General features: G+C 56.0%; 16 protein-coding genes. 9 read left to right on the top strand and 7 right to left on the bottom strand.

Going from position 1 to position 20,967, the window contains the following annotated elements; translation table 11 throughout:
• Positions 1–49: 49 nt before the first annotated feature.
• The gene (gene drpB, locus ACOTX3_RS16755; protein WP_045292542.1) at positions 50–319 is read right to left on the bottom strand and encodes a cell division protein DrpB; all 270 of its coding nucleotides are present in this window, start codon (positions 317–319) and stop codon (positions 50–52) included.
• A 432-nt stretch (positions 320–751) separates the two neighbouring features.
• Here drpB and ompC point away from each other — a divergent pair, with 432 nt between their 5' ends.
• The gene (gene ompC / locus ACOTX3_RS16750; protein ID WP_013097752.1) at positions 752–1,909 is read left to right on the top strand and encodes a porin OmpC; all 1,158 of its coding nucleotides are present in this window, start codon (positions 752–754) and stop codon (positions 1,907–1,909) included.
• A 56-nt stretch (positions 1,910–1,965) separates the two neighbouring features.
• Here ompC and ACOTX3_RS16745 read toward each other — a convergent pair whose 3' ends face one another.
• Positions 1,966–2,829 carry an N-acetylmuramic acid 6-phosphate etherase gene (locus ACOTX3_RS16745; protein ID WP_045292546.1) on the bottom strand — a complete coding sequence of 288 codons (864 nt, stop codon included), beginning with the start codon at positions 2,827–2,829 and terminating at the stop codon, positions 1,966–1,968.
• 164 nt (positions 2,830–2,993) lie between these two features.
• On the opposite strand from ACOTX3_RS16745, the gene ACOTX3_RS16740 reads away from it, so the two are divergent.
• On the top strand, positions 2,994–4,610 hold the full coding sequence (locus ACOTX3_RS16740; RefSeq protein WP_045292548.1) for a sensor histidine kinase: 1,617 nt from the start codon (positions 2,994–2,996) through the stop codon (positions 4,608–4,610).
• On the top strand, positions 4,607–5,326 hold the full coding sequence (gene dcuR, locus ACOTX3_RS16735) for a two-component system response regulator DcuR (protein WP_013097755.1): 720 nt from the start codon (positions 4,607–4,609) through the stop codon (positions 5,324–5,326). Before ACOTX3_RS16740 ends, dcuR begins: the two co-directional genes overlap by 4 nt.
• Here dcuR and ACOTX3_RS16730 read toward each other — a convergent pair.
• Positions 5,307–6,269: an FAD:protein FMN transferase gene (locus ACOTX3_RS16730; RefSeq protein WP_045292550.1), complete on the bottom strand. Its 963-nt coding sequence runs from the start codon at positions 6,267–6,269 to the stop codon at positions 5,307–5,309. The two genes, dcuR and ACOTX3_RS16730, sit on opposite strands and share 20 nt — an antisense overlap.
• Positions 6,270–6,363: 94 nt before the next feature.
• Positions 6,364–9,144 (bottom strand): flavocytochrome c, encoded by a 2,781-nt coding sequence (locus ACOTX3_RS16725; protein WP_045292552.1) that lies wholly within the window; start codon positions 9,142–9,144, stop codon positions 6,364–6,366.
• Positions 9,145–9,751: 607 nt separating this feature from the next.
• On the opposite strand from ACOTX3_RS16725, the gene ACOTX3_RS16720 reads away from it, so the two are divergent.
• Both ACOTX3_RS16720 and fumA read left to right on the top strand, forming a co-directional pair.
• Positions 9,752–11,260 carry an anion permease gene (locus ACOTX3_RS16720; RefSeq protein ID WP_072205207.1) on the top strand — a complete coding sequence of 503 codons (1,509 nt, stop codon included), beginning with the start codon at positions 9,752–9,754 and terminating at the stop codon, positions 11,258–11,260.
• A 52-nt stretch (positions 11,261–11,312) separates the two neighbouring features.
• Positions 11,313–12,962, top strand: a complete 1,650-nt coding sequence (gene fumA / locus ACOTX3_RS16715) for a class I fumarate hydratase FumA (RefSeq protein ID WP_058679639.1) — start codon at positions 11,313–11,315, stop codon at positions 12,960–12,962.
• On the opposite strand, the gene ACOTX3_RS16710 is transcribed toward fumA, so the two are convergent.
• Positions 12,951–13,853: a LysR family transcriptional regulator gene (locus tag ACOTX3_RS16710; RefSeq protein WP_045292670.1), complete on the bottom strand. Its 903-nt coding sequence runs from the start codon at positions 13,851–13,853 to the stop codon at positions 12,951–12,953. The two genes, fumA and ACOTX3_RS16710, sit on opposite strands and share 12 nt — an antisense overlap.
• Before the next feature lie 94 nt (positions 13,854–13,947).
• Between ACOTX3_RS16710 and ACOTX3_RS16705 the strand changes: the two genes are divergently transcribed.
• The 3 genes from ACOTX3_RS16705 to ACOTX3_RS16695 all read left to right on the top strand — a co-directional run bounded on the left by ACOTX3_RS16705 (position 13,948) and on the right by ACOTX3_RS16695 (position 17,678).
• Positions 13,948–15,246 carry a serine hydrolase domain-containing protein gene (locus ACOTX3_RS16705; RefSeq protein WP_045292555.1) on the top strand — a complete coding sequence of 433 codons (1,299 nt, stop codon included), beginning with the start codon at positions 13,948–13,950 and terminating at the stop codon, positions 15,244–15,246.
• Between the two features lie 340 nt (positions 15,247–15,586).
• Positions 15,587–16,885 carry an MFS transporter gene (locus tag ACOTX3_RS16700; protein WP_040019901.1) on the top strand — a complete coding sequence of 433 codons (1,299 nt, stop codon included), beginning with the start codon at positions 15,587–15,589 and terminating at the stop codon, positions 16,883–16,885.
• Between the two features lies 1 nt (position 16,886).
• Positions 16,887–17,678: a substrate-binding domain-containing protein gene (locus tag ACOTX3_RS16695; RefSeq protein ID WP_058679640.1), complete on the top strand. Its 792-nt coding sequence runs from the start codon at positions 16,887–16,889 to the stop codon at positions 17,676–17,678.
• On the opposite strand, the gene ACOTX3_RS16690 is transcribed toward ACOTX3_RS16695, so the two are convergent.
• Positions 17,650–18,552: a LysR family transcriptional regulator gene (locus tag ACOTX3_RS16690; RefSeq protein ID WP_029882549.1), complete on the bottom strand. Its 903-nt coding sequence runs from the start codon at positions 18,550–18,552 to the stop codon at positions 17,650–17,652. The two genes, ACOTX3_RS16695 and ACOTX3_RS16690, sit on opposite strands and share 29 nt — an antisense overlap.
• A gap of 384 nt (positions 18,553–18,936) precedes the next feature.
• Here ACOTX3_RS16690 and mtfA point away from each other — a divergent pair, with 384 nt between their 5' ends.
• Positions 18,937–19,734, top strand: a complete 798-nt coding sequence (gene mtfA / locus ACOTX3_RS16685; protein WP_029881844.1) for a DgsA anti-repressor MtfA — start codon at positions 18,937–18,939, stop codon at positions 19,732–19,734.
• Here the strand turns inward: mtfA and ACOTX3_RS16680 are convergent.
• Positions 19,731–20,942 (bottom strand): MFS transporter, encoded by a 1,212-nt coding sequence (locus ACOTX3_RS16680; RefSeq protein ID WP_058679641.1) that lies wholly within the window; start codon positions 20,940–20,942, stop codon positions 19,731–19,733. The genes mtfA and ACOTX3_RS16680 overlap by 4 nt on opposite strands.
• Between the last annotated feature and the right edge of the window lie 25 nt (positions 20,943–20,967).

The raw sequence follows: 20,967 nt of genomic DNA, 5'->3' as shown, positions 1-20,967 counted from the left end.
TCACGTCCTGTTGTTAAAATGGTTACAATAGCAACTTTCCCGGACGCTATCACGAGTTGTCCTGACGGGGACGGGTGTACCACGCAATCCCACCCAGGATCAGGCCGACCGTGCCCAGCACCAGACACCCCAGCAATGCCCCAAGCCATTTGCCGCTGGTCGAACCCAAATCCCCTTCCACTGCTGCATTCGGCAGCGACGGTATTTTACTGATGACCCAAACATACCGGGCCATCGCCCAGACAAAGTAACCGCAAAAAGCGTAAAACACCCACAGGGCCAGTTTGCCTCCCAGGCTGCGTTCGATTTTTCGTTCCATCTTTCACTCCACGGTCACTGCCGTACCGTTTGCACATGCTTACTTTAGTTTTGTGACAACTGTCACATTTTGGCATTAAACCCTGTGCTGTGTGAAGGTTTCTGACGCTCAGTTTGCCTTAAGTTGATCCTGGGCAAGGTTACAGAAGAGGACGACTGGTGAGTGTTTAATTCGGAGAAATATAATTAAGGCTAATAATAGAATTTATAAAATAACCACGAAAAATACTTAACAATAATTAACCAATATATATTTCAAATTATAATTCACGAGAAAAATAAAGCGACACTTAGAAATATTTAGTAATATTTTTACCCATTTAATTACATTTATTATTGAACTTAAACCGCCTCTCCTGGAATAGTATCGACGCTGTAGTTGCGGAGCGTGATTACATATATTCATATAAATTATCTCTAAAGGGAATATATAATGAAAAGAAAAGTATTGGCCATTCTTGTACCCGCGTTATTAATGGCTGGCGCAGCAAATGCCGCTGAGATGTACAATAAAGACGGTAATAAAGTTGACCTGTACGGTAAAGTCGATGCACGTCATACCTTCTCTGACAACCCTGGCGACGATGGCGATGAAACCTATGTGCAGGTTGGCTTCAAAGGTGAAACTCAGATCACCAACGATCTGATCGGTTACGGCCAGTGGGAATATAAAACCTACGCAAATAATACTGAGTCCGCCGGTGATAAATCCTTTAACCGTCTGGCCTATGCGGGTCTGAAATATGGCGAATACGGTTCATTTGATTATGGCCGTAATTATGGTGTCGTCTATGACGTAGAAGCCTGGACCGATATGCTGCCGGTATTTGGTGGTGATTCCTACACCTGGACTGATAACTTTATGAATGGCCGTGCTAACGGTCTGGCGACCTACCGTAATACGGATTTCTTTGGTCTGGTTGAAGGTCTGAATTTTGCGCTGCAATATCAGGGCGCGAATGAAGGTCAGGACGCGACAGAAGATCAGGAAGGAACCAAAAATGGTCATGACGACGTGCGTTTCCAGAATGGCGACGGCTTCGGTATGTCTACCACCTATGATTTCGATTTCGGCCTGAGCCTGGGTGCGGCATATTCTTCCTCTGATCGTAGCAACAAACAAGAAGGTTACGGTGAGAAATACAGCGCTCGTTACGCGGGCGGTAAAACAGCAGAAGCATGGACTCTGGGTGCGAAATATGATGCTAACAACATCTATCTGGCGATGATGTATGCTGAAACTCGCAATATGACGCCATATGGTGATTATGGTATCGCGGATCAAACTCAGAACTTCGAAGCAGTAGCACAATATCAGTTCGACTTCGGTCTGCGTCCATCCCTGGCATGGGTTTACTCTAAGGGTAAAGACATGACTTACCCAGGTAACCGCAGTAATCCTCAGGGCCAGCACGGTGATGTTGATCTCGTGAACTATATCGATGTTGGCATGACCTACACTTTCAATAAAAACTTCTCCACCTATGTTGATTACAAAATCAACCTGCTGGATAACGATGATCGCTTCTACGAAGCCAATGGCATCTCCACCGATGACATCGTTGGCGTAGGCATGACCTACCAGTTCTAATCCACCAAAACACCAAAGGCCGCAATCGCGGCCTTTTTTTATTCCTGCGCGCTCTATTACGGCGCTTCCTGCAACGCCACCCGAATAAACCCGTTGTTCTGCGCAAGTAACTCATGCGCTTTCCATGCATCCAGCCCGGTCAGCACCATCAGCACCGCCGTTTTGCAGTTATGGTTACAGCTCTCCAGCGCGGCTTTTGCTACCGCTCGGGTGCATCCCCCCGCTTCCATCACTATCGCGATTTGCCGTTCAGCCCACTGGGTGCTGCTCGCCTCCAGATCCACGCGCAGGTTGCTGTAAACCCGCCCGGTGCGGACGGCCAGCCCGGTGGTCACCATAGAGAGGATCATTTTCTGCGCGATGGCCGCTTTGGTGTTCAGATACCCGGCAACCACATCCGGGCCCAGCTCTGGCGCAATCACCATACTTGCCAGCTGCGCCGCTTCGCTTTGCGCATTATCGGTAATCACCGCCACCGGTGAACCGAGCGACCACGCATGCCGCATGGCGCCCCAGACCCACGGCGTTTTTCCGCTTAGGGTGACCGCCAGCATCATATCGTGCTCGCCAAAGTTAATCGCCTGCAGGTCGGCAACGCCGCGCTCGTAGCTTGTCGCACCGTCGTCCGCCGTGATGGCAATCACCGGGGTTTTACCCGGGGCATACTCATCCGCCGCCTGTTTTGCCACACAGCCGGACGACCCCGCGCCAACCATGACCAGACGCCCCCCGTGGCTCAGGGTCGCGGCAGCGTTATCCACCACACGGGCAATAATGGGTAAAAAAGGGGTGATTGCAGCGGAGATAAGTGCATCATCCTGGTGAATGACTTTCAGCATGTCCAGCGTGGACAATCTATCGATATTCATCGTGCTGGCGTGCCGTCTTTCCTTGACCGAACCGGTAAGCATAATGCTCATAAACAGCCTCCTTATTATGAGTACCCACACACTATAAAGTGTTTTATATGGATGACATGCGAGGAGGGTCACGAAAAGCGGAGCAAATGCATGCTTTTACACAGCTTTAAGAAAAGCGCGTCATCGGCGATAATTACCCCTTTCTTCTTCATCGCGGAGTGTTGATGAGCGATTTGCAGCCCTTTCCCCAGACGCGCAAGCGCCCCATGAAACTGAACACGCTGGTCACGTTGATGGTGTGCGCGATCATCGCCTCTGTGCTGCTGCTGGTCTTTGCGCTCTATTCAGTGCAGATCACCCGGGCGACCCGCGATGACGTCAAAGATACGGCGCTGGGTATTGCCCGAACACTGGCGAACAGCCCGGAGATCCAGCGTGGCCTGATGCAACCGCCGCAGGCCGATATCATCCAGCCCATCGCCCAGGGCGTTACAAAACGCAACGACCTGCTGCTGACCGTGGTCACCGACATGCGCGGTATTCGCTATTCGCACCCGAACGAAGCGCTGATTGGCCTGCATTTTATCGGCGACGATCTGAACCCGGCGCTGGAAGGGAAAGAGAACGTCTCCGTTAACCGGGGCGCGCTCGCGGAAGCCCTTCGCGTATTTACGCCCGTGTATGACAGCCAGCACGAGCAGATCGGCGTGGTGGTGGTCGGCATCTCGCTAAAAAAAGTGGAAGACCAGATCGCCCGCGGGCGACTCAACGCCGTCTGGACCATTTTGTTCAGTATCTTTATGAGCTCCATGGCGATCTGGGGACTGGTTCGCGTTCTGAAACGCATCCTGTTCGGGCTGGAGCCGTATGAAATCTCCGCGCTGTTTGAACAACGTCAGGCGATGCTGCAGTCGCTGCGCGAAGGAGTGTTAGCGGTCGATATTCATGGCCGCGTGACGATGATAAACCACACCGCCAGAGAGATATTGCTCCTGCCCTCCGGCAAGCAGACCGAAAACGCCAGCGCGCCCCTGCTGGCCAGCCTGCGTGAGGTGTCAAAGACGGGCATCACGCGTCAGGATCAGGAGATCAGCTGCAACGGACGGCTGCTGCTGTGCAACATGGTGCCGGTGAAAAGCCAGGAGCGGGTGATAGGCGCCATCACCACCTTCCGCGACAAAACCGAAATCAGCCAGCTGATGCAGCGCATCGACGGCATGGTGAATTACGTCGATGCCCTGCGCGCCCACACGCACGAGTTTATGAACAAACTGCACGTGATCCTGGGCCTGCTGCATATCAAGCGCTACGACAAACTGGAAGAGTACATCCTGCAGACAGCGCACAATTATCAGACGGACATTGGCACCATCCAGAGCAAGGTGAAATCGCCGGTGATTGCCGGGTTCCTGCTGGGTAAAATCAACCGGGCGAAAGAAGCGGGGATCACCCTCACCCTGGCGGATGAGTGCCAGATACCGGATACCGCCAACGAAGAGCAGGTCGCGGTGCTGGTCACCGTGCTCGGTAATTTGATTGAAAACGCACTGGACGCGATGGAGGGCCAGCCGGAAGGCGAAATCACCCTGCTGCTGCACTATCAGAATGGCTGGCTCAGCTGTGAAGTCAGCGATGACGGCCCGGGAATTGATCCCGCCCAGCTGGAGACTATTTTTACTAAAGGCTTCTCAACAAAAGGTGAAAACCGGGGCGTTGGGCTGTTCCTTGCCCGCCAGCAAATTCAGAACCTGGGCGGTGATATCACCGTCGAATCTGAACCTGGCGTATTTACCCAATTTTTTGTTCACATCCCCTGGGATAGCGAGAGGAATATCGCGTGATAAATGTATTAATTGTCGATGATGACGCCATGGTAGCCGACCTCAACCGTCTGTATGTTAACCGTGTTGAAGGCTTTAGCTGCTGCGGCGTCGCCTCCACGCTGAACCAGGCCGAGGCCATTATTAACAACCCTGCCCAGCCGGTTGATCTGGTGCTGCTGGATGTCTACATGCAGCAGGATAACGGGCTGGATCTGCTGCCGGTGATCCGCGCCTCCGGTCGCCCAATCGATGTCATTATGATCTCTTCGGCTGCGGACGCCGCGACAATCCAGACCTCTATCCATTACGGCGTGGTGGATTATCTGATTAAACCGTTCCAGTTCCCGCGCTTTGAAGAGGCGCTGAACGGCTGGAAGGCAAAGCACAGCCTGATGGGCTCGCACCAGTATTATGAGCAGGCGGACGTCGACAGGCTGATCCACGGCGGCGCGCCGGAGCTGGCAGACAGCAAAAAGCTGCCAAAAGGGTTAACGCCGCAAACGCTGCGCACTATCTGCCAGTGGATTGACGCTCACCCGGAGACCGAGTTTTCCACCGATGACCTGGCCAGTGCAGTGAATATCTCGCGCGTCTCCTGCCGCAAATATCTGATCTGGCTGGCGCAAATCAATATCCTGTTCACCAGCATTCACTATGGCGCTACCGGGCGCCCGGTATATCGTTACCGTCTCCAGCCCGAGCAGACAGGCCTGCTCAAACAGTACTGTCAGTAATGCGATAGCTGTTATCCAGCAAGGTAAAGCGGAAGTGGTGCGCTGAAGAGAGCACCACTTCTTTTGTTTTGGTCACAAAAATCGCTTCAATATCAGGTCGCGCGCGCAGCACCGCGCAGCCTTTCTCCACGCCCATGCCGTACATCAGCGTGGTCCAGATATCCCCGTCGATGGAATCGTTTGAAATGATGGTCACGCTGTCCAGTTCGTTATCCAGCGGATACCCGGTACGCGGGTCAAGGATATGGTGGTAGCGCCTGCCGTTTTGTTCAAAGTAGCGTTCATAGGTTCCCGACGTCACCACGGAGCGGTTCTCTACCGTCATCGCGCCGATCAGCTCATCACCCGCAAACGGTTTTTTAAGCCCCACGCTCCAGCCCCCCTCCGGCGAGCCCAGCGTCTGGATATTGCCCCCGAGGTTGATCAGCCCAAGTTCAGCGCCCTCTTTGCGCAGATAATCCCGCACCCTGTCAGCGATATAGCCTTTGGCGATGGCGCCCAGATCAATCTCCATCCCTTTTTGGGTCAAAAAGACGCTACTGCTGGCCTCGTCCAGCACCACATCCTCAGGACGGGTAATCGCCAGCAAGGCGGCGATGTCTTCGGCGGGCGGCACGCTGTCGCCGCGAAAGCCGATTTTCCACCGTTTCACCAGCGGGCCAATCGCCAGGTTAAACGCGCTGTCCTTGAGCAGGCTCGCCGCTTTTGCGCAGCGGATCAGCTCGAACACCGGACGGCTGACGCTGACGGGCCGCTGCCCCGCCGCATGGTTGATATCCATAACTTCAGAGTGCGCACGGTTAACGGTAAGCAGATCTTCGTACTGTTTGATCAGGCGAAACACGCGGGAGGCGAGGGCTTCGTCATGGGAAAAGAGTTTGAGGAGAATGGGCGATCCCATCAGGACGGCGGAATAACTGTAAACGCGATGGTCATCAGGCATAGCATGAGTCCTCAGATGTAGCCCCGGCAAGCACCGCGCCGCCGGGGAAAATGCCGGATAACGCTGCGCGTATCCGGCATACAACACAGGGGTCTTACTGCTTTTTCGAACGCATAGCCGCCTGATGTCCTGCAAGCGTACCAAAAATAATGATATCTGCCACCGCGTTACCGCCGATACGGTTACCGCCGTGGATCCCGCCGACCACTTCACCGGCCGCAAACGCCCCTGGCAGCACGTTGTGGTTGCTGTCCAGCACGCAGGTTTCGGTGTTGATGGTCACGCCGCCCATGGTGTGGTGCACGCCCGGCGCAATCTGAATGGCATAGAACGGCCCTTCGTTGATGGGCGCACGCAGCGCGGTGGTACGGCCAAAATCATCGTCATGCTGTTTTTCAACAAAGCCGTTGTAGCGCTCAAGGGTCGCCAGGAAAGCGTGGTAATCCATTCCCAGCGCCTCGGCCAGGGCTTTTGGCGAGCTGGCGCTGGTCACAAAGCCTTTGGCGATGTACTCATCCGCCGCTTTGTTTTTGGCACGAACGTGCTCGTCAAAGACGATATACGCGTATTTCTCCGGCAGTGCGATGATTGACGCCGAGACTTTATCGCGAGTTTCCATCTCATTGAAGAAACGGTTCCCCTGCTGGTTCACCAGAATCGCCCCGCCGCCGCGAATGGATTCGGAAATCAGGTACGAGGTTTTCTGCTCAACGGTTGGGTGGATCTGGATCTCGCCCATATCTACCGTACCGGCACCGATGCGTTCCAGCAGCGCGATACCGCCGCCGGTTGCCCCTTTGTGGTTGGTGGTGACAAAACCTTCCAGGTCAGGGCGGTATTTCACCACCATCTGGCTGTTGGCGCTGAAGCCACCGGTGGCGACAATGACGCTTTTAGTGGTCACGGTAAGGGTTTCGTTCTCTTCTGTGGTCAGACGCACGCCGGTGACTTCGCCGTTTTCGAACAGGATGTCGCTGACAGACGTATCAAGCATTACGTCGATGTTGCGCTTATTGACGTTACGCACCAGGCCGCTGATCAGATAGCCGCCTACCGCAGAGCCGTCTTTTGGACGGTGCGTACGGTCAATGCTCATCCCGCCGGTGGTGGTGATGTCATTCAGCATAATGCCGCGGGTTGCCAGCCATTCAATCGCCTGCGGCGCATTCTCCACGAAGCGGCGCAGCAGTTCCGGGTTGTTCTTGTTACCGCCCCCTTTCAGGCTCTCCTGGTAGAACAGCTCTTTGCTGTCCTGGATCCCTTTCACCCGCTGGAAACGCGTCTCGGCGGCATTCATCCCGGCAGAAGCTTTGATGGTGTTCCCGCCGATGGTTGGCATCTTCTCAACGATCAGCACGCTCGCGCCTTCATCGTGGGCCTGAATGGCTGCGGCCAGACCGGCACCGCCGCTACCCACTACCACCACATCCACGCTGCGGGTCGCGTTCGGGTCAGCGCCCTCTTCTGCCGCAAGCGCTTTGCTGGATTTCAGCATCGCTTTAGAGACCGCTTTTTTCACCGCTTCACTCTGGCTGGTTGCACCCGTGATGGCATCCACGTGCGGGGTGTTGGCGTCCAGAATGCGGGTGCGGATCTCTTCAAAGCTGGTGACAAACTCAACGTCTTCGCTCGGTCCAGACGCCAGCGCAATATCGGCGATGCGATCGGTTTCCAGACTGACGTTGATTACCAGTTCGTTAACATCGTCCTGCACCTTCTCAGTGAACATGCCTGGCTTGAATTTTGATTCGCCCATGCTCATATCGCGGATCATCGATTCCACCAGCGAGAAGCGCCACAGCGGTTCAGGAATGCTCAGCTCTTCGCGTTTGGTGCTGTCCATAAACAGCTCCAGACTTTCACCGGCCGCGATCCGGTCAGTCCAGTCCGGGTAAGCGATGGTGGCGCGGCCCACGGCAATCAGGTCGTAACCGCTATCCAGCGCCTCGTTAACGTCTGCGGCATTTACCACGCCGCCGACACCCATCACCGGAACCTGAGCCAGGGTTTCAGAGCGCATGGCGCAATATTTTTTGATGAGCGGGGTTGGGTCCTGGGTGTCGACAATGGAAGGACGCAGGGTCGCCCCTACGGAGAAGTGCAGATAATCCACACCGCGTGCCGCCAGTTTTTCCAGCAGGTACATGGTGTCTTCAAAGCGGATGCCCGGGACTTCCAGCTCTTCAGGGGAGAAACGGTAGCCAATAATGAACGCATCGTCCGCGTACTGGCGCACCATTTTGTGCGTGATATCCAGCACCGCCAGCGGGAATTTAGCGCGGTTATCGCGGCTGCCGCCCCACTCGTCGTCGCGCTGGTTAGAGTTCGGGGAGTAGAACTGCTGAATCAGGTAGGTATTTGCGCCGTGAATTTCAACCCCGTCGAAACCAGCCTGAATAGCACGGCGAACGGCTTCACCAAACTTGCCGATCATGCCTTCCACTTCTTCACCGGTCAGGGCAACCGGCGTGGCGGCCCCGTCACGCGGCGCGGCAACGGCGCTTGGGCCAACCGGCGTGCGGCCACCGATCAGTTTTGGATCGACCATACGGCCGCCGTGGTAGATCTGCAGCAGGGCTTTCGAGCCTTTGGATTTAATGGCGTCCGCGATTTTCGCCAGCCCGGCGATTTTCTCGTCGTTATCGATACCAATCGCGCCGGGGAACGCAAGGCCGAGATCATCGATAAAGCAGCATTCAACAATAATGGTACCAATGCTGCCGGAACGGGCCCGATAGTACTCCACCAGCTCGCTGGTGACCGTGCCGTCGTAATAGCCAGTACAGGTGGTCATGGGTGCCATTAACAAACGGTTTTTCAGTTCGGTGCCATTCGGTAATGTGAAGGGGCTCAGAATACGTTCGTTAGTGCTCATAATTGAAACTCCAAACTTTAAAAATTAAGAATTCGTTATCGGATTGATTTTTTATTTCGTCGTTATTTGCCGATGTCATGATATTAATATAATGATTTTTTTAGTTTCTAAAGTTATTACGTTAGTTAAAAAACTATTTAATCCCTGCGATAACACAAATAACACATTGGTGTTAGCGATTGTAATTTAGCCATTCACAATAATTTAAAATTCGTTAAATAATCAATGGTAAAACCATTTCTCCAAAAACCAATCAAACCCATACAAATCAATCAAATAAAAATTATCAAAATTCGGTATTGTTACAGAAATGATAAATTGAACTCATAATATACGTAATACCCACATACGCCAGAGTGGTTATTAATAAAAGCATAAAAATAACGCTGCAATTCTCTTTTTTTGATCGCGATCAATAGTTATGGCATCCAAAAGCGCAATATAAAACATCATCAATTTTTAATTTAGCGCAAACCAAAATGCATTAAATCGCTATTACTGAAAATACAAATCAGCACCTTTAATAACTAAAAAAAGCAAAGAAACTTAAGAAAGCAATTTTGTTTTTCAGTGCGACCGAATTTTTGACAACTTAAGACGTGAAACTATGAATACAAAAACTGCTGTAACGCCCCCTGTGGCGAACCAGGCATCAAATGGGAAAGCAAAACGACTGCTGATGATGGCATTGCCCGTCATCGTCGCCGTCCTGCTGCTGTTTGTTCCGGTACCGGAAGGGCTGCCGCCTTATGCGTGGCACTACTTCGCGATCTTTGTCGGCGTGATCGTCGGCTTAATCTTCGAACCGCTGCCGGGCGCGGTGATCGGTCTGACTGGCGTGGTGGCGATTGCGCTGTGCAGCCAGTGGGTGCTGTTCAGCCCTGAACAGCTGGCCGACCCGAAATTCAAGCTGGCGGGTGCCTCCTTTAAGTGGGCGGTCAGCGGGTTTGGTAACTCGACTGTGTGGCTGATCTTCGGCGCCTTCATGTTCGCCGCGGGCTATGATAAAACCCGCTTCGGCCGCCGTCTGGCGCTGATTCTGGTGAAATATCTCGGCCGTCGCAGCCTGACGCTCGGTTACGCCATCACCTTCGCGGACCTGCTGCTGGCACCGTTTACGCCGTCCAACACCGCACGTAGCGGCGGGACCATCTACCCGATCATCGCTAACCTGCCGCCGTTGTATGGCTCAAAAACAAACGACCCAAGCGCGCGTAAAATTGGTTCGTACCTGATGTGGGTGGCGATCACCGCGGCCTGTATCACCAGCTCGATGTTCCTCTCCGCCCTTGCGCCGAACCTGCTGGCACTGGCGCTGGTGAAAAGCACGGTAGGGATTGATATCTCCTGGGGTACCTGGTTCCTCGCCTTCCTGCCGCTGGGCATCCTGCTGATTCTGACCATGCCGCTGCTGGCCTACTGGTTCTACCCACCAGAAGTCAAAGTGAATAATGAAGTACCGCTGTGGGCAACCCGTGAACTGGAAAAACTGGGCAAACTGTCCCGCAATGAAATTCTGCTGCTGGTGTTCGTGTGCTGTGCGCTGCTGATGTGGATCTTCGCCGCCGCGTGGATTGAACCAGCCATGGCTGCCCTGCTGATTGTGGGTCTGATGCTGTGGACCGGCGTGCTGGAGTGGAACGATATCACCGGCAATAAAGCCGCGTGGAATACCTTCGTCTGGTTCGCCACCCTGGTCGCGCTGGCAGATGGCCTCTCCTCTACCGGCTTTATCAGCTGGCTGGGTAAAGAGGGCGGTCTGTTAATGAGCGGTATCTCGCCGGGCGTTGCCACCATCGTACTGCTGCTGGCGTTCTACCTGCTGCACTACCTGTTTGCCAGCACCACCGCGCACACCACCGCGCTGCTGCCGGCGATGCTGACCATCGCCTCCACCATTCCGGGCATGAATATGGAAGTCTTCGTCCTGCTGATGGTGACCTCGCTGGGTGTGATGGGGATCATCACCCCGTACGGTACCGGCCCAAGCCCGATTTACTACGGTAGTGGCTACCTGCCAACCAAAGACTACTGGCGCCTGGGCACTATCTTCGGTGCCATCTTCCTGGCGGCCCTGCTGCTGATTGGTTATCCGTGGATGTCCATGATGTTCTGATTCCTGACCGCCGGACTTCTCCTCCGGCGGTTTTATTTTTCTGGAGCAAGCTATGTCAAACAAACCGTTTTTTTATCAAAACCCCTTCCCACTCGCGCACGACGACACCGAATACTATCTGCTGACCAAAGAGCACGTCTCCGTTGCCGAGTTCGACGGTCAGGAAGTCCTGAAAGTCGAGCCAGAGGCGCTGACACTGCTGGCACAGCAGGCGTTCCACGATGCTGCGTTTATGCTGCGTCCTTCCCATCAGAAGCAGGTCGCCGCCATTCTTAACGACCCGGAAGCGAGCCAGAACGATAAGTACGTTGCCCTGCAGTTCCTGCGTAACTCTGAAATCGCCGCTAAAGGCGTGCTGCCAACCTGCCAGGATACCGGCACAGCGCTCATCATGGGTAAAAAAGGCCAGCGCGTCTGGACCGGCGGTGGCGATGAAGCCGCGCTGAGTCAGGGGGTGTACAACACCTACATCGAAGACAACCTGCGCTACTCCCAGAACGCGGCGCTGGATATGTATAAAGAGGTGAACACCGGCACCAACCTGCCTGCGCAGATCGACCTCTACAGCGTCGACGGCGACGAGTACAAATTCCTCTGCATGGCGAAAGGCGGCGGTTCAGCCAACAAAACCTACCTCTATCAGGAAACCAAAGCGCTGATCACTCCGGCGAAGCTGAAAAACTATCTGGTGGAGAAAATGCGCACCCTGGGTACCGCGGCCTGTCCGCCATACCATATTGCCTTCGTGATTGGCGGAACCTCCGCGGAAGCGACACTGAAAACGGTGAAGCTGGCCTCCACCCGCTACTACGACGCCCTGCCCACCGAGGGGGACGAACACGGCCAGGCGTTCCGCGATGTTCAGCTCGAACAGGAACTGCTCCAGGAAGCGCAGAACCTGGGTCTGGGTGCGCAGTTTGGTGGTAAATACTTCGCTCACGATATCCGCGTGATCCGCCTGCCGCGCCACGGTGCCTCCTGCCCAATCGGCATGGGTGTCTCCTGCTCCGCAGACCGTAACATCAAAGCGAAAATCAACCGCGACGGGATCTGGATTGAAAAACTGGAACACAACCCGGGTCAGTACATTCCTGAATCGCTGCGCCAGCAGGGCGAAGGTGACGTGGTCAGCATCAACCTCAACAAGCCGATGAACGAGATCCTGGCGCAGCTTTCCGCGTACCCGGTCTCTACCCGCCTGTCGCTGAACGGCACCATCATCGTGGCGCGTGATATCGCCCACGCGAAGCTGAAAGAGCTGCTCGACAACGGCGAGGAACTGCCGCAGTACGTTAAAGACCATCCGATTTACTACGCGGGCCCGGCCAAAACACCGGAAGGTTATGCCTCCGGCTCCCTCGGCCCAACCACTGCGGGCCGCATGGACTCGTATGTGGATTTACTGCAGTCCCACGGCGCGAGCATGATCATGCTGGCCAAAGGCAACCGCAGCCAGCAGGTGACGGATGCCTGCCACAAACACGGCGGCTTCTATCTGGGCAGCATCGGCGGCCCGGCGGCGGTACTGGCGCAAAACAGCATCAAGAGCCTGGAGTGCGTGGCGTATCCGGAACTGGGAATGGAAGCCATCTGGAAAATTGAAGTGGAGAACTTCCCGGCGTTTATCCTGGTGGATGACAAAGGTAACGACTTCTTCCAGCAGATCCAGAACAAACAGTGCCAGGGATGTTCACAGCGCTGAGCGTTTCCATAGTGCCGGCAGCCGCGACAACGTTTGATTGATCCTCTCACGCTTGTCGCTGCCCGGCTTCCAGATAGTGACCATCGTCTGACTTATCCCCTGGCTGCCCACTTCGGTGGGCAGCCTTTTTACGTTTTTCCACTGTGTCGCATGAAGATGGGTCGGCAAAAAGCCCCAGCCACAGCCCTGCTCCAGCAGGCCGCGCAGCATCTCAATTTCATTAGTGAAAAGGGTATGCCCGGCAATTTGCAGACGACGGGCAACCGGTTCATCTGACGCGGCATGCATAACCACCTGCGGAACCAGAGAGAGATCGAGCAGCGAAACCGGCGTGGCAACCTTCGCAAAAAGCGCGTCTGCGGCGTAAAAATCCATGTCGATGGCTCCCAGAGCCCGCCACTCCATCTCATTACCCACGCTACGGTTGCGCGCCTGGCAGATACCTAAATCCGCCTCTCCGCTCGCCAGCAGGGCTTCGGCCTCGTCACGCGACGCGCTGGTCAGGCTCAGGCGTATTTTTTGTGCCGCCATTTCTGCAATCAGCGCCTGCAGAAAAGCCCGGGGAGTGAACGGATCGTAAACAAGGGCAATGTCCTGCGTCGCGCTGTCCGGCACCGCTCTGGCAAAGGCCTCAAAGGCTTTCACCTGACGCATCAGCAGGTGCGCCTGTCGCTGAAGCTGTTCCCCTTCAGGCGTTAGCCGCACGCTGCGTCCCTCGCGCAGGAACAGGGCATAACCCAGCCCGTCCTCAAGAAAATCGATCAGATCGCGCAGGGTCGTACGGTCTTTATCGAGCTTAATGGCCGCCTTCATCAGGCTGCCGTGCTCTGCCACCGCAGTAAACGCCTCCAGCTGGGCAAATGAATAGACCATCGCTTCCTCTCCCTTCATTCCGTTTTTCGGGGGAATTTCCCCCATAACCCGTTTTTTATTATAGGGCGCGGCTTCTTAAACTGAAGTCCTTCCTGAACCAAACGAGATAAACATGAAAAACAAAACGTTAAACCGCAGCCTGCTCGCCGCACTGGTGGTCAGCAGCCTCTTATCCCCTGCCGTTATGGCTGCCTGTCACGGCACCGACCTCAACCAGTGCCCTGCACCGTTTGACGCAACCCTTCCCGACACACACAGCATGCTCACCTGGAGTCAGGCGGATCGCGTGGTGGGCTTTCGTAACGACTACCGCAACTACGCGGGCGATGTTTTCCGCCACGGAAAGGCCACACCGCTGCTGGCAGCAGAGAAACCGCTTACCGACGCCCGCTATCAGGTTAATGGCAAGACCTATACCCTCCAGGATTACGTGAAACGCCAGAACGTCAGCGGCATGCTGGTGCTGAAGGACGGCAAAATAGCGTGGAAATATCTGGGTGAAGGCAATACCGATTCCACGCTCTGGACATCACGTTCGGTGGGGAAATCCGTGGTCTCTGGGCTGGTCGGGGTCGCCCTTAAAGAGGGCAAAATCCACTCCCTTGACGATCTTATCACCCGCTACGAACCCGATTTAAAAGGCACGGCGTGGGATGGCGTGACGCTGAGACAGCTCATCACTCACACCTCTGGCGTGGCGTGGAACGAAGACTACACCAACCCACAGTCTGATTTCGCGCAGCTTACCGAATGCGAAGCTAAGCCGGGCACCTACAACTGCGTGCGTAAGCTGGTGAAGGGATTACGTCGGGAACACCCGGCCGGAGAGAACTGGTCCTATTCATCGGGTGGCGCGTGGCTGCTGGGTGACGTGCTGGAGCGCGCCACCGGTATGACGCTGGCGGCGTACCTGGAGAAAAGCATCTGGCAGCCGTACGGGATGGCGAACGACGGCGTATGGCATGCCTACCGTAAAGGCCAGCACGATGTCGGCGCGCACGGCTTTAACGCCACGCTGGAAGACTGGGGCCGCTTCGGCGAATTTATCCTGCATAACGGTACGCTCCCTTCGGGCAAACAGATCCTGCCTGACGGCTGGGTAAAAGAGTCGTCAGACTGGACGCAGGCGAAAGGTTCCGTCTCAGACGCGCATCCGAAAGGGTTGTACGGCTATCAGTGGTGGAATAACGAGGTGCCCGCCACGGCAAAAGACGTTAAGCCCGCGCCAGAGGATTCCCTGAAAGATTCACTCTGGGCGCTGGGGATTTTTGGCCAGATGATTATGGTGAATCAAAAGGAAAACCTGGTGATCGTCCAGTGGTCCACCTGGCCGCAGGCGGAGCCGTCTTTCAGCGCCCAGCCGCTGGAAGCGTCGCTGATGTTTAGCGCGATTGCACAGGCGCTGCGCTGAATAGAGCGCTCTGCCAGTTTTGCCCAGCGGCGCTACGCTTGCACGGGCCTACAAAATTCACAGGTCGGGTAAGCGAAGCGCCACCCGACAAGAGCAGCGGCTACTCTGCCCTTCTGCGCGATATCACAAAATAGCGATATCAGCCACTTAGCGAATTATGGTGAATGAAAAATCAATGAATTGTTAAGTTATTGTTAGGTATGTAAATCCCGGTCAACGTCCTGTCATTAATGTGCAGCACGCATCAGTTGATGCGTGATTTGCGCTTATTAATTTCCGTTTAATGCGCCAGTTTTCAGAAACAGACGGACAACACGTCAATAAAAAACTGGAGACGACCATGATTTCCTCAACCCCACCTGCAACCGTTCGCGCAAGAGCGGGCGCGATACTTCGCGTCACCTCGGGCAATTTCCTTGAGCAATTCGACTTCTTCCTGTTCGGGTTCTATGCCACCTACATCGCGCATACCTTCTTCCCGGCGAGCAGTGAGTTTGCCTCGCTGATGATGACCTTCGCCGTCTTCGGCGCAGGCTTCTTAATGCGCCCCATTGGCGCGATTGTCCTCGGGGCTTACATCGACAAGGTGGGTCGCCGTAAAGGGTTAATCACCACCCTGTCGATTATGGCGGCCGGCACCTTCCTGATTGTGCTGATCCCCTCTTATGAGAGCATCGGCCTGTGGGCGCCACTGCTGGTGCTGGCTGGACGCTTGCTGCAGGGCTTTTCCGCCGGGGCGGAGCTTGGCGGCGTGTCGGTCTACCTGGCTGAAATTGCCACGCCGGGTCGCAAAGGCTTCTTTACCAGCTGGCAGTCCGGCAGTCAGCAGGTGGCGATTATGGTGGCCGCCGCAATGGGCTTTGCGCTGAACGCAATGCTGGAAGAGAGCGCCATTCGTGAATGGGGCTGGCGGATCCCGTTCCTGTTCGGCTGCCTGATTGTGCCGTTTATCTTCTTCCTGCGCCGCAAGCTGGAAGAGACCGAGGAGTTCCGCACCCGCCGTCACACGCTGGCGATGCGTCAGGTCTTTACCACCCTGCTGGCGAACTGGCCGGTTGTGGTCGCGGGCATGCTGATGGTCGCCATGACCACCACCGCGTTCTATCTGATCACCGTCTATGCGCCTACCTTCGGCAAAAAAGTATTAATGCTCAGCGCCTCCGACAGCCTGCTGGTGACGCTGCTGGTGGCCATCTCCAACTTTATCTGGCTGCCGGTGGGCGGAGCCCTGTCGGACCGCTTCGGCCGTAAACCGGTGCTGGTTGCCATGACGCTGCTGGCGCTGATCACCAGCTATCCGGCCCTGACGCTGCTGGCGCAGGCACCGAGCTTCTCCATGATGCTGAGCGTATTGCTGTGGCTCTCCTTCCTCTATGGCCTCTATAACGGCGCGATGATCCCGGCGCTGACGGAGATCATGCCGGTTGAAGTGCGTGTTGCCGGTTTCTCACTGGCGTATAGCCTTGCTACCGCGATCTTCGGCGGGTTTACACCGGTCATTTCAACGGCCCTGATTGAGTACACCGGCGATAAAGCCTCCCCGGGCTACTGGATGAGCTTCGCGGCGATCTGCGCGTTGCTGGCAACGCTTTATCTCTACCGTCGCAGCGCGATGAGTCTGCAAGTACAGAGAGGATAATATGCGCATATTTGTACGTTCAGGTCTGACCGGGCTGGTAATACTGGCGACCAGCGCAGGCGCGCTGGCCCAGGAGGTGACGGTCATGATTTCAGGCGGTTTTAAGGCCGCGCTGGAAAAACTCGCCCCCCAGTATGAAGCCCGGACGGGCGACCATATCGTGCTGATCCCGGGGCCGTCGATGGGACAGACGCCGCAGGCGATCCCCAACCGACTGGCGCGCGGTGAAAAAGCAGACGTGGTGATTATGGTGGGTGATGCACTGGCGCACCTGGCGAAGGACCGGATGGTCAAAGAAGGCTCGCGCGTTGAACTGGCGGATTCGCCCATCGGCGTGGTGGTGAAAGCCGGCTCGCCGGTACCGGATATCGCGACCGATAGCGCGCTCAAACAGACTCTGCTTAAGGCCACCACCATCGCCTATTCCGACAGCGCCAGCGGCCGGTATGTGCAAACAGAGCTCTTCAAAAAGCTGGGGATTGAAGCACAGGTAGAGGGCAAAGCGCATAAGGTGGAGCGCATACCGGTCGCCTCCGAGGTGGCAAAAGGGAAATACGCCGTGGGTTTCCAGCAGGTCAGCGAGTTGTTACCCGTGCCCGGCGTAACCTTTGTCGGCAAACTGCCGGATAACCTGCAGTACATCACCCGTTTTGCCGGCGCGGTCACCGCTCACGCGGAGCATCCTTCCGAAGGTAAAGCGCTGCTGGATTACCTCGCATCAGCAAACGCGCAGGAGACCATCACCGCCACCGGGATGCTCCCCGTCACTCCGCCGCGCGATAACGTGCAGTAATGAGTGTTTCAAGCTCAGCGGCAATCCACGACTGAATACGCCCGCTGCGCCGGATCAGCCCGACAGTGCGTTTGACCTCGGGCTCGGTCAGCGGAATGTGCGTCAGGAAGGAGTGCTCAGAGTGCGGCATTGACATGGCGGGGACGGCAGCAATACCAATCCCCGCCTCCACCATTCCCAGCATCGTGGTGACGTGGCGCGTCTCGCAGATCCCCGGGCGCTCCGGCTTAATATGGCCGAGCATCTGATCGAGCAGATTCCGGTTGCCCGATGTAATGTCCAGGCTGATGTAATCCTGCTGATAAAACGCCTGCCAGGTCAGACTTTTGCGTCCCGCCAGCGGATGATCGCGACGACACGCGGCGACGTATACATCCTCCACCAGCGGAATAAAGGTGAGATCTGGCTGCAGGCTCCTCGCAAAACAGATACCAAAATCCGCCTGCCCGCTGGCTACCGCGTCAATGACGTTGCCCGCGCTGCTGTCGATAAGCTTGATGCGCACGCGCGGATAGCGGCGATGAAACTGGCGGATCACCTCCGGCATAAAATGGCAGGCCGCCGAAGGCACGGTGGCAACGGTAATTAGCCCGGTGCGCTCCTCGCTCACCTTGTCGATGTCCGCCAGCATCGTTTCCACGTTTTCCAGAAGCTGCCCGCAGCGGTCGGCAAAGGTCTGCCCGAAGAGCGTCAGCGTCACGCGCCGGGTGGTTCTGTCGAACAGTTTCGCGCCGACGGCGGTCTCCAGCTTTTCAATGCGGCGGCTTAAGGCGGACTGGGAGAGGCAGATAGATTCTGCGGCAATACGGAAGTTACCGTACTCCACCAGCGCTCTGAAGGCATAAAGATCGTTGAGGTCGAAATTGACGGGCATAGATTCTGGCAATCCTTAGCGCTTTCTGGAAACTCGAACATTCATAATAGCGACTTATGAATCAGAGAGGTACTAGCACCGCTTCAGGACAATAAGCCAATATCCGTGGAGAAGGCGCAACTGATCGACGCGCTCGGGGAAATCAAACGTCGATAAACGCTCTGTATCACCCGTTGTGCCATGTTTTCCGCTGGGGATCGTCTCAATGGGATTTTTGTCACTGAAAGGAAACGGGATAAGTGTTTGAATAATGGCAGAGGGCTGGCCTCTCCTGCCATTCCCACATCTCTACGTTTTATAGTTGCCTTCATGCCGGGTTCTTTGGCATGTTAACGGAACCTGACCTTTCAATTTTGTTCACGTGACGAGTTTGCGAGCACAGCGATGATTAAGTGGCCCTGGAAATCAAATGACGCTGGTCAACATGTGGCGCTGCCGTGGGATGACGCGCTGGCGATCCCCGTGCTGGCCAACCTCCAGCCGGATGAACAGTCAAAGCTCATTCAACTGGCGGATCGCTTTTTGCAGCAAAAGCGGCTGGTTCCGCTGCAGGGGTTTGAGCTGGATGCACTTAAAAGCGCGCGTATCGCCCTGCTTTTCTGCCTGCCGGTGCTCGAACTGGGTATCGAGTGGCTGGATGGCTTCCACGAAGTGCTGATCTACCCCGCGCCGTTTATCGTTGATGACGAGTGGGAAGATGATATTGGCCTGGTGCATAACCAGCGCGTGGTGCAGTCCGGGCAAAGCTGGCAGCAAGGCCCCATCATCCTCAACTGGCTGGATATTCAGGACTCGTTCGACGCGTCCGGGTTTAACCTGATTGTTCACGAAGTGGCGCATAAGCTTGATACCCGCAACGGCGATCGCGCCAGCGGTGTTCCGCTGATCCCCCTGCGTGAAGTCGCCGGTTGGGAGCACGACCTGCATGCGGCGATGGAAAATATCCAGGATGAGATTGACCTTGTCGGGGAAAGCGCGGCCAGCATTGATGCCTATGCGGCAACCGATCCGGCCGAATGTTTTGCGGTGCTGTCAGAGTATTTCTTTAGCGCTCCGGAGCTGTTCGCCCCGCGTTTCCCGGCCCTGTGGCAACGTTTTTGTCATTTTTATCAGCAGGATCCCCTGCAGCGTCTGCGCCAGAGTGAGGGTTCCGGCAGCACCGCCTCCCGACACGTCCACTAGGCCCCTGTTTCTGGGGTACGCTCAACCGACCGTACCCCAAAGCTCAAGGCTAAAAACAGCAGCGCCATTGCCCAGGCGGCCACGATTAAAAACGTTTCACCGAATGCGCGCGTCACCAGCGGCACCAGCAACGCGCTGACGCCGTAGCCCAGCGTATGGCTGGTGGCGATCACCCCCGCCCCTTTGCCTGTCGTTAACCTGTCGTTCAGCAGCAGCTGATAGCCGGGCGTTGCCATCGCCGCCCCCAGCGAGGTAATGACGATCCCCACATAGAACAGTGCCACATCCGCGAGACACATCACCCCAAGTCCGACCACCATCAACACCGCTGCCAGGCAAAGTAACGTCATCGGGCGAAAGTGCTGCGGACGCACCACCAGAAACTGGGCAGCGAGCGTTGCCAGCGCGGCCAGGCTCAGCAGCAGCGCGACGTGATGGCTGATTTGCGCCGCATTGCCGTCCAGCAACGGACGGAGATGGGGTGACAGACCCAGCTGCATCAGGCTCACCAGTGCGGCAAGCAACAGCGCCAGCATAAGATAAGGCAGCATTGATACCTGCAGCCGCGTCGCCTGTTGCGCCACTGGCGGTAAAGGTGGATCGGCCACTTCACGCAGCACCAGCAGCAGGGCGATAAACGGAGCCATAGCCATCAGCCACAGCGGTGCCACCGGGTTAACGCTGAGCATCAGCGCTGCCAGCGGCGGCCCCAGCAGACGCCCGCAGCTGAGGCCCGAGCTTATTGTCGCCAGCGCGGCCATTCTTTTCTCCAGACCCGCACGTTGAATGGCCCATGTCTGGGCCGCCGGCACCAGACCAGAGACCGTCAGGCCGTACAGGGTGCGCGAGAGGATAAGCCCTGCCAGCCCCCAGGCGGCATTAAGCATCCCGTTCGCCATTGCCCAGACCACCAGCGCCATGACGAAGAAACTTGCCAGATAGCCGCTCAGCGAGGCCAGCATCACGCTTTTGCAGCCGTGCCGCTCGCTCTGGCGTCCCCACCAGGGCGAAGCCGGTAAAAAGAGCATCGAACCGAACATCAACAGACCCGCCCAAACGGAGAGCGATAGCTCGGTCATCGTGACCAGCTGCGGCAGCATGACCAGCAAACCGTTTTGCCCAATCCCCAGTAAACCGGCACACAATGCCAGGGGCCAGTTCGCTTTCGGGATGAGATTGTCGGTCAGAGTGTCGGAAAGTGAGCGCATAGAATTGTGAAGATAGTGTCAATAA

Origin of the sequence: Enterobacter cloacae complex sp. IR5384, assembly GCF_049237265.1 — a bacterium.
GTDB lineage: Bacteria > Pseudomonadota > Gammaproteobacteria > Enterobacterales > Enterobacteriaceae > Enterobacter > Enterobacter cloacae.
This window is presented reverse-complemented; position numbering and strand designations above follow the sequence as displayed.

Coding starts and splice junctions, on each gene's coding strand:
- drpB (WP_045292542.1), bottom strand. CDS start 319: ATGGAACGAAAAATCGAACGCAGCCTGGGAGGCAAACTGGCCCTGTGG.
- ompC (WP_013097752.1), top strand. CDS start 752: ATGAAAAGAAAAGTATTGGCCATTCTTGTACCCGCGTTATTAATGGCT.
- ACOTX3_RS16745 (WP_045292546.1), bottom strand. CDS start 2,829: ATGAGCATTATGCTTACCGGTTCGGTCAAGGAAAGACGGCACGCCAGC.
- ACOTX3_RS16740 (WP_045292548.1), top strand. CDS start 2,994: ATGAGCGATTTGCAGCCCTTTCCCCAGACGCGCAAGCGCCCCATGAAA.
- ACOTX3_RS16730 (WP_045292550.1), bottom strand. CDS start 6,269: ATGCCTGATGACCATCGCGTTTACAGTTATTCCGCCGTCCTGATGGGA.
- ACOTX3_RS16725 (WP_045292552.1), bottom strand. CDS start 9,144: ATGAGCACTAACGAACGTATTCTGAGCCCCTTCACATTACCGAATGGC.
- ACOTX3_RS16720 (WP_072205207.1), top strand. CDS start 9,752: ATGAATACAAAAACTGCTGTAACGCCCCCTGTGGCGAACCAGGCATCA.
- fumA (WP_058679639.1), top strand. CDS start 11,313: ATGTCAAACAAACCGTTTTTTTATCAAAACCCCTTCCCACTCGCGCAC.
- ACOTX3_RS16710 (WP_045292670.1), bottom strand. CDS start 13,853: ATGAAGGGAGAGGAAGCGATGGTCTATTCATTTGCCCAGCTGGAGGCG.
- ACOTX3_RS16705 (WP_045292555.1), top strand. CDS start 13,948: ATGAAAAACAAAACGTTAAACCGCAGCCTGCTCGCCGCACTGGTGGTC.
- ACOTX3_RS16700 (WP_040019901.1), top strand. CDS start 15,587: ATGATTTCCTCAACCCCACCTGCAACCGTTCGCGCAAGAGCGGGCGCG.
- ACOTX3_RS16695 (WP_058679640.1), top strand. CDS start 16,887: ATGCGCATATTTGTACGTTCAGGTCTGACCGGGCTGGTAATACTGGCG.
- ACOTX3_RS16690 (WP_029882549.1), bottom strand. CDS start 18,552: ATGCCCGTCAATTTCGACCTCAACGATCTTTATGCCTTCAGAGCGCTG.
- mtfA (WP_029881844.1), top strand. CDS start 18,937: ATGATTAAGTGGCCCTGGAAATCAAATGACGCTGGTCAACATGTGGCG.
- ACOTX3_RS16680 (WP_058679641.1), bottom strand. CDS start 20,942: ATGCGCTCACTTTCCGACACTCTGACCGACAATCTCATCCCGAAAGCG.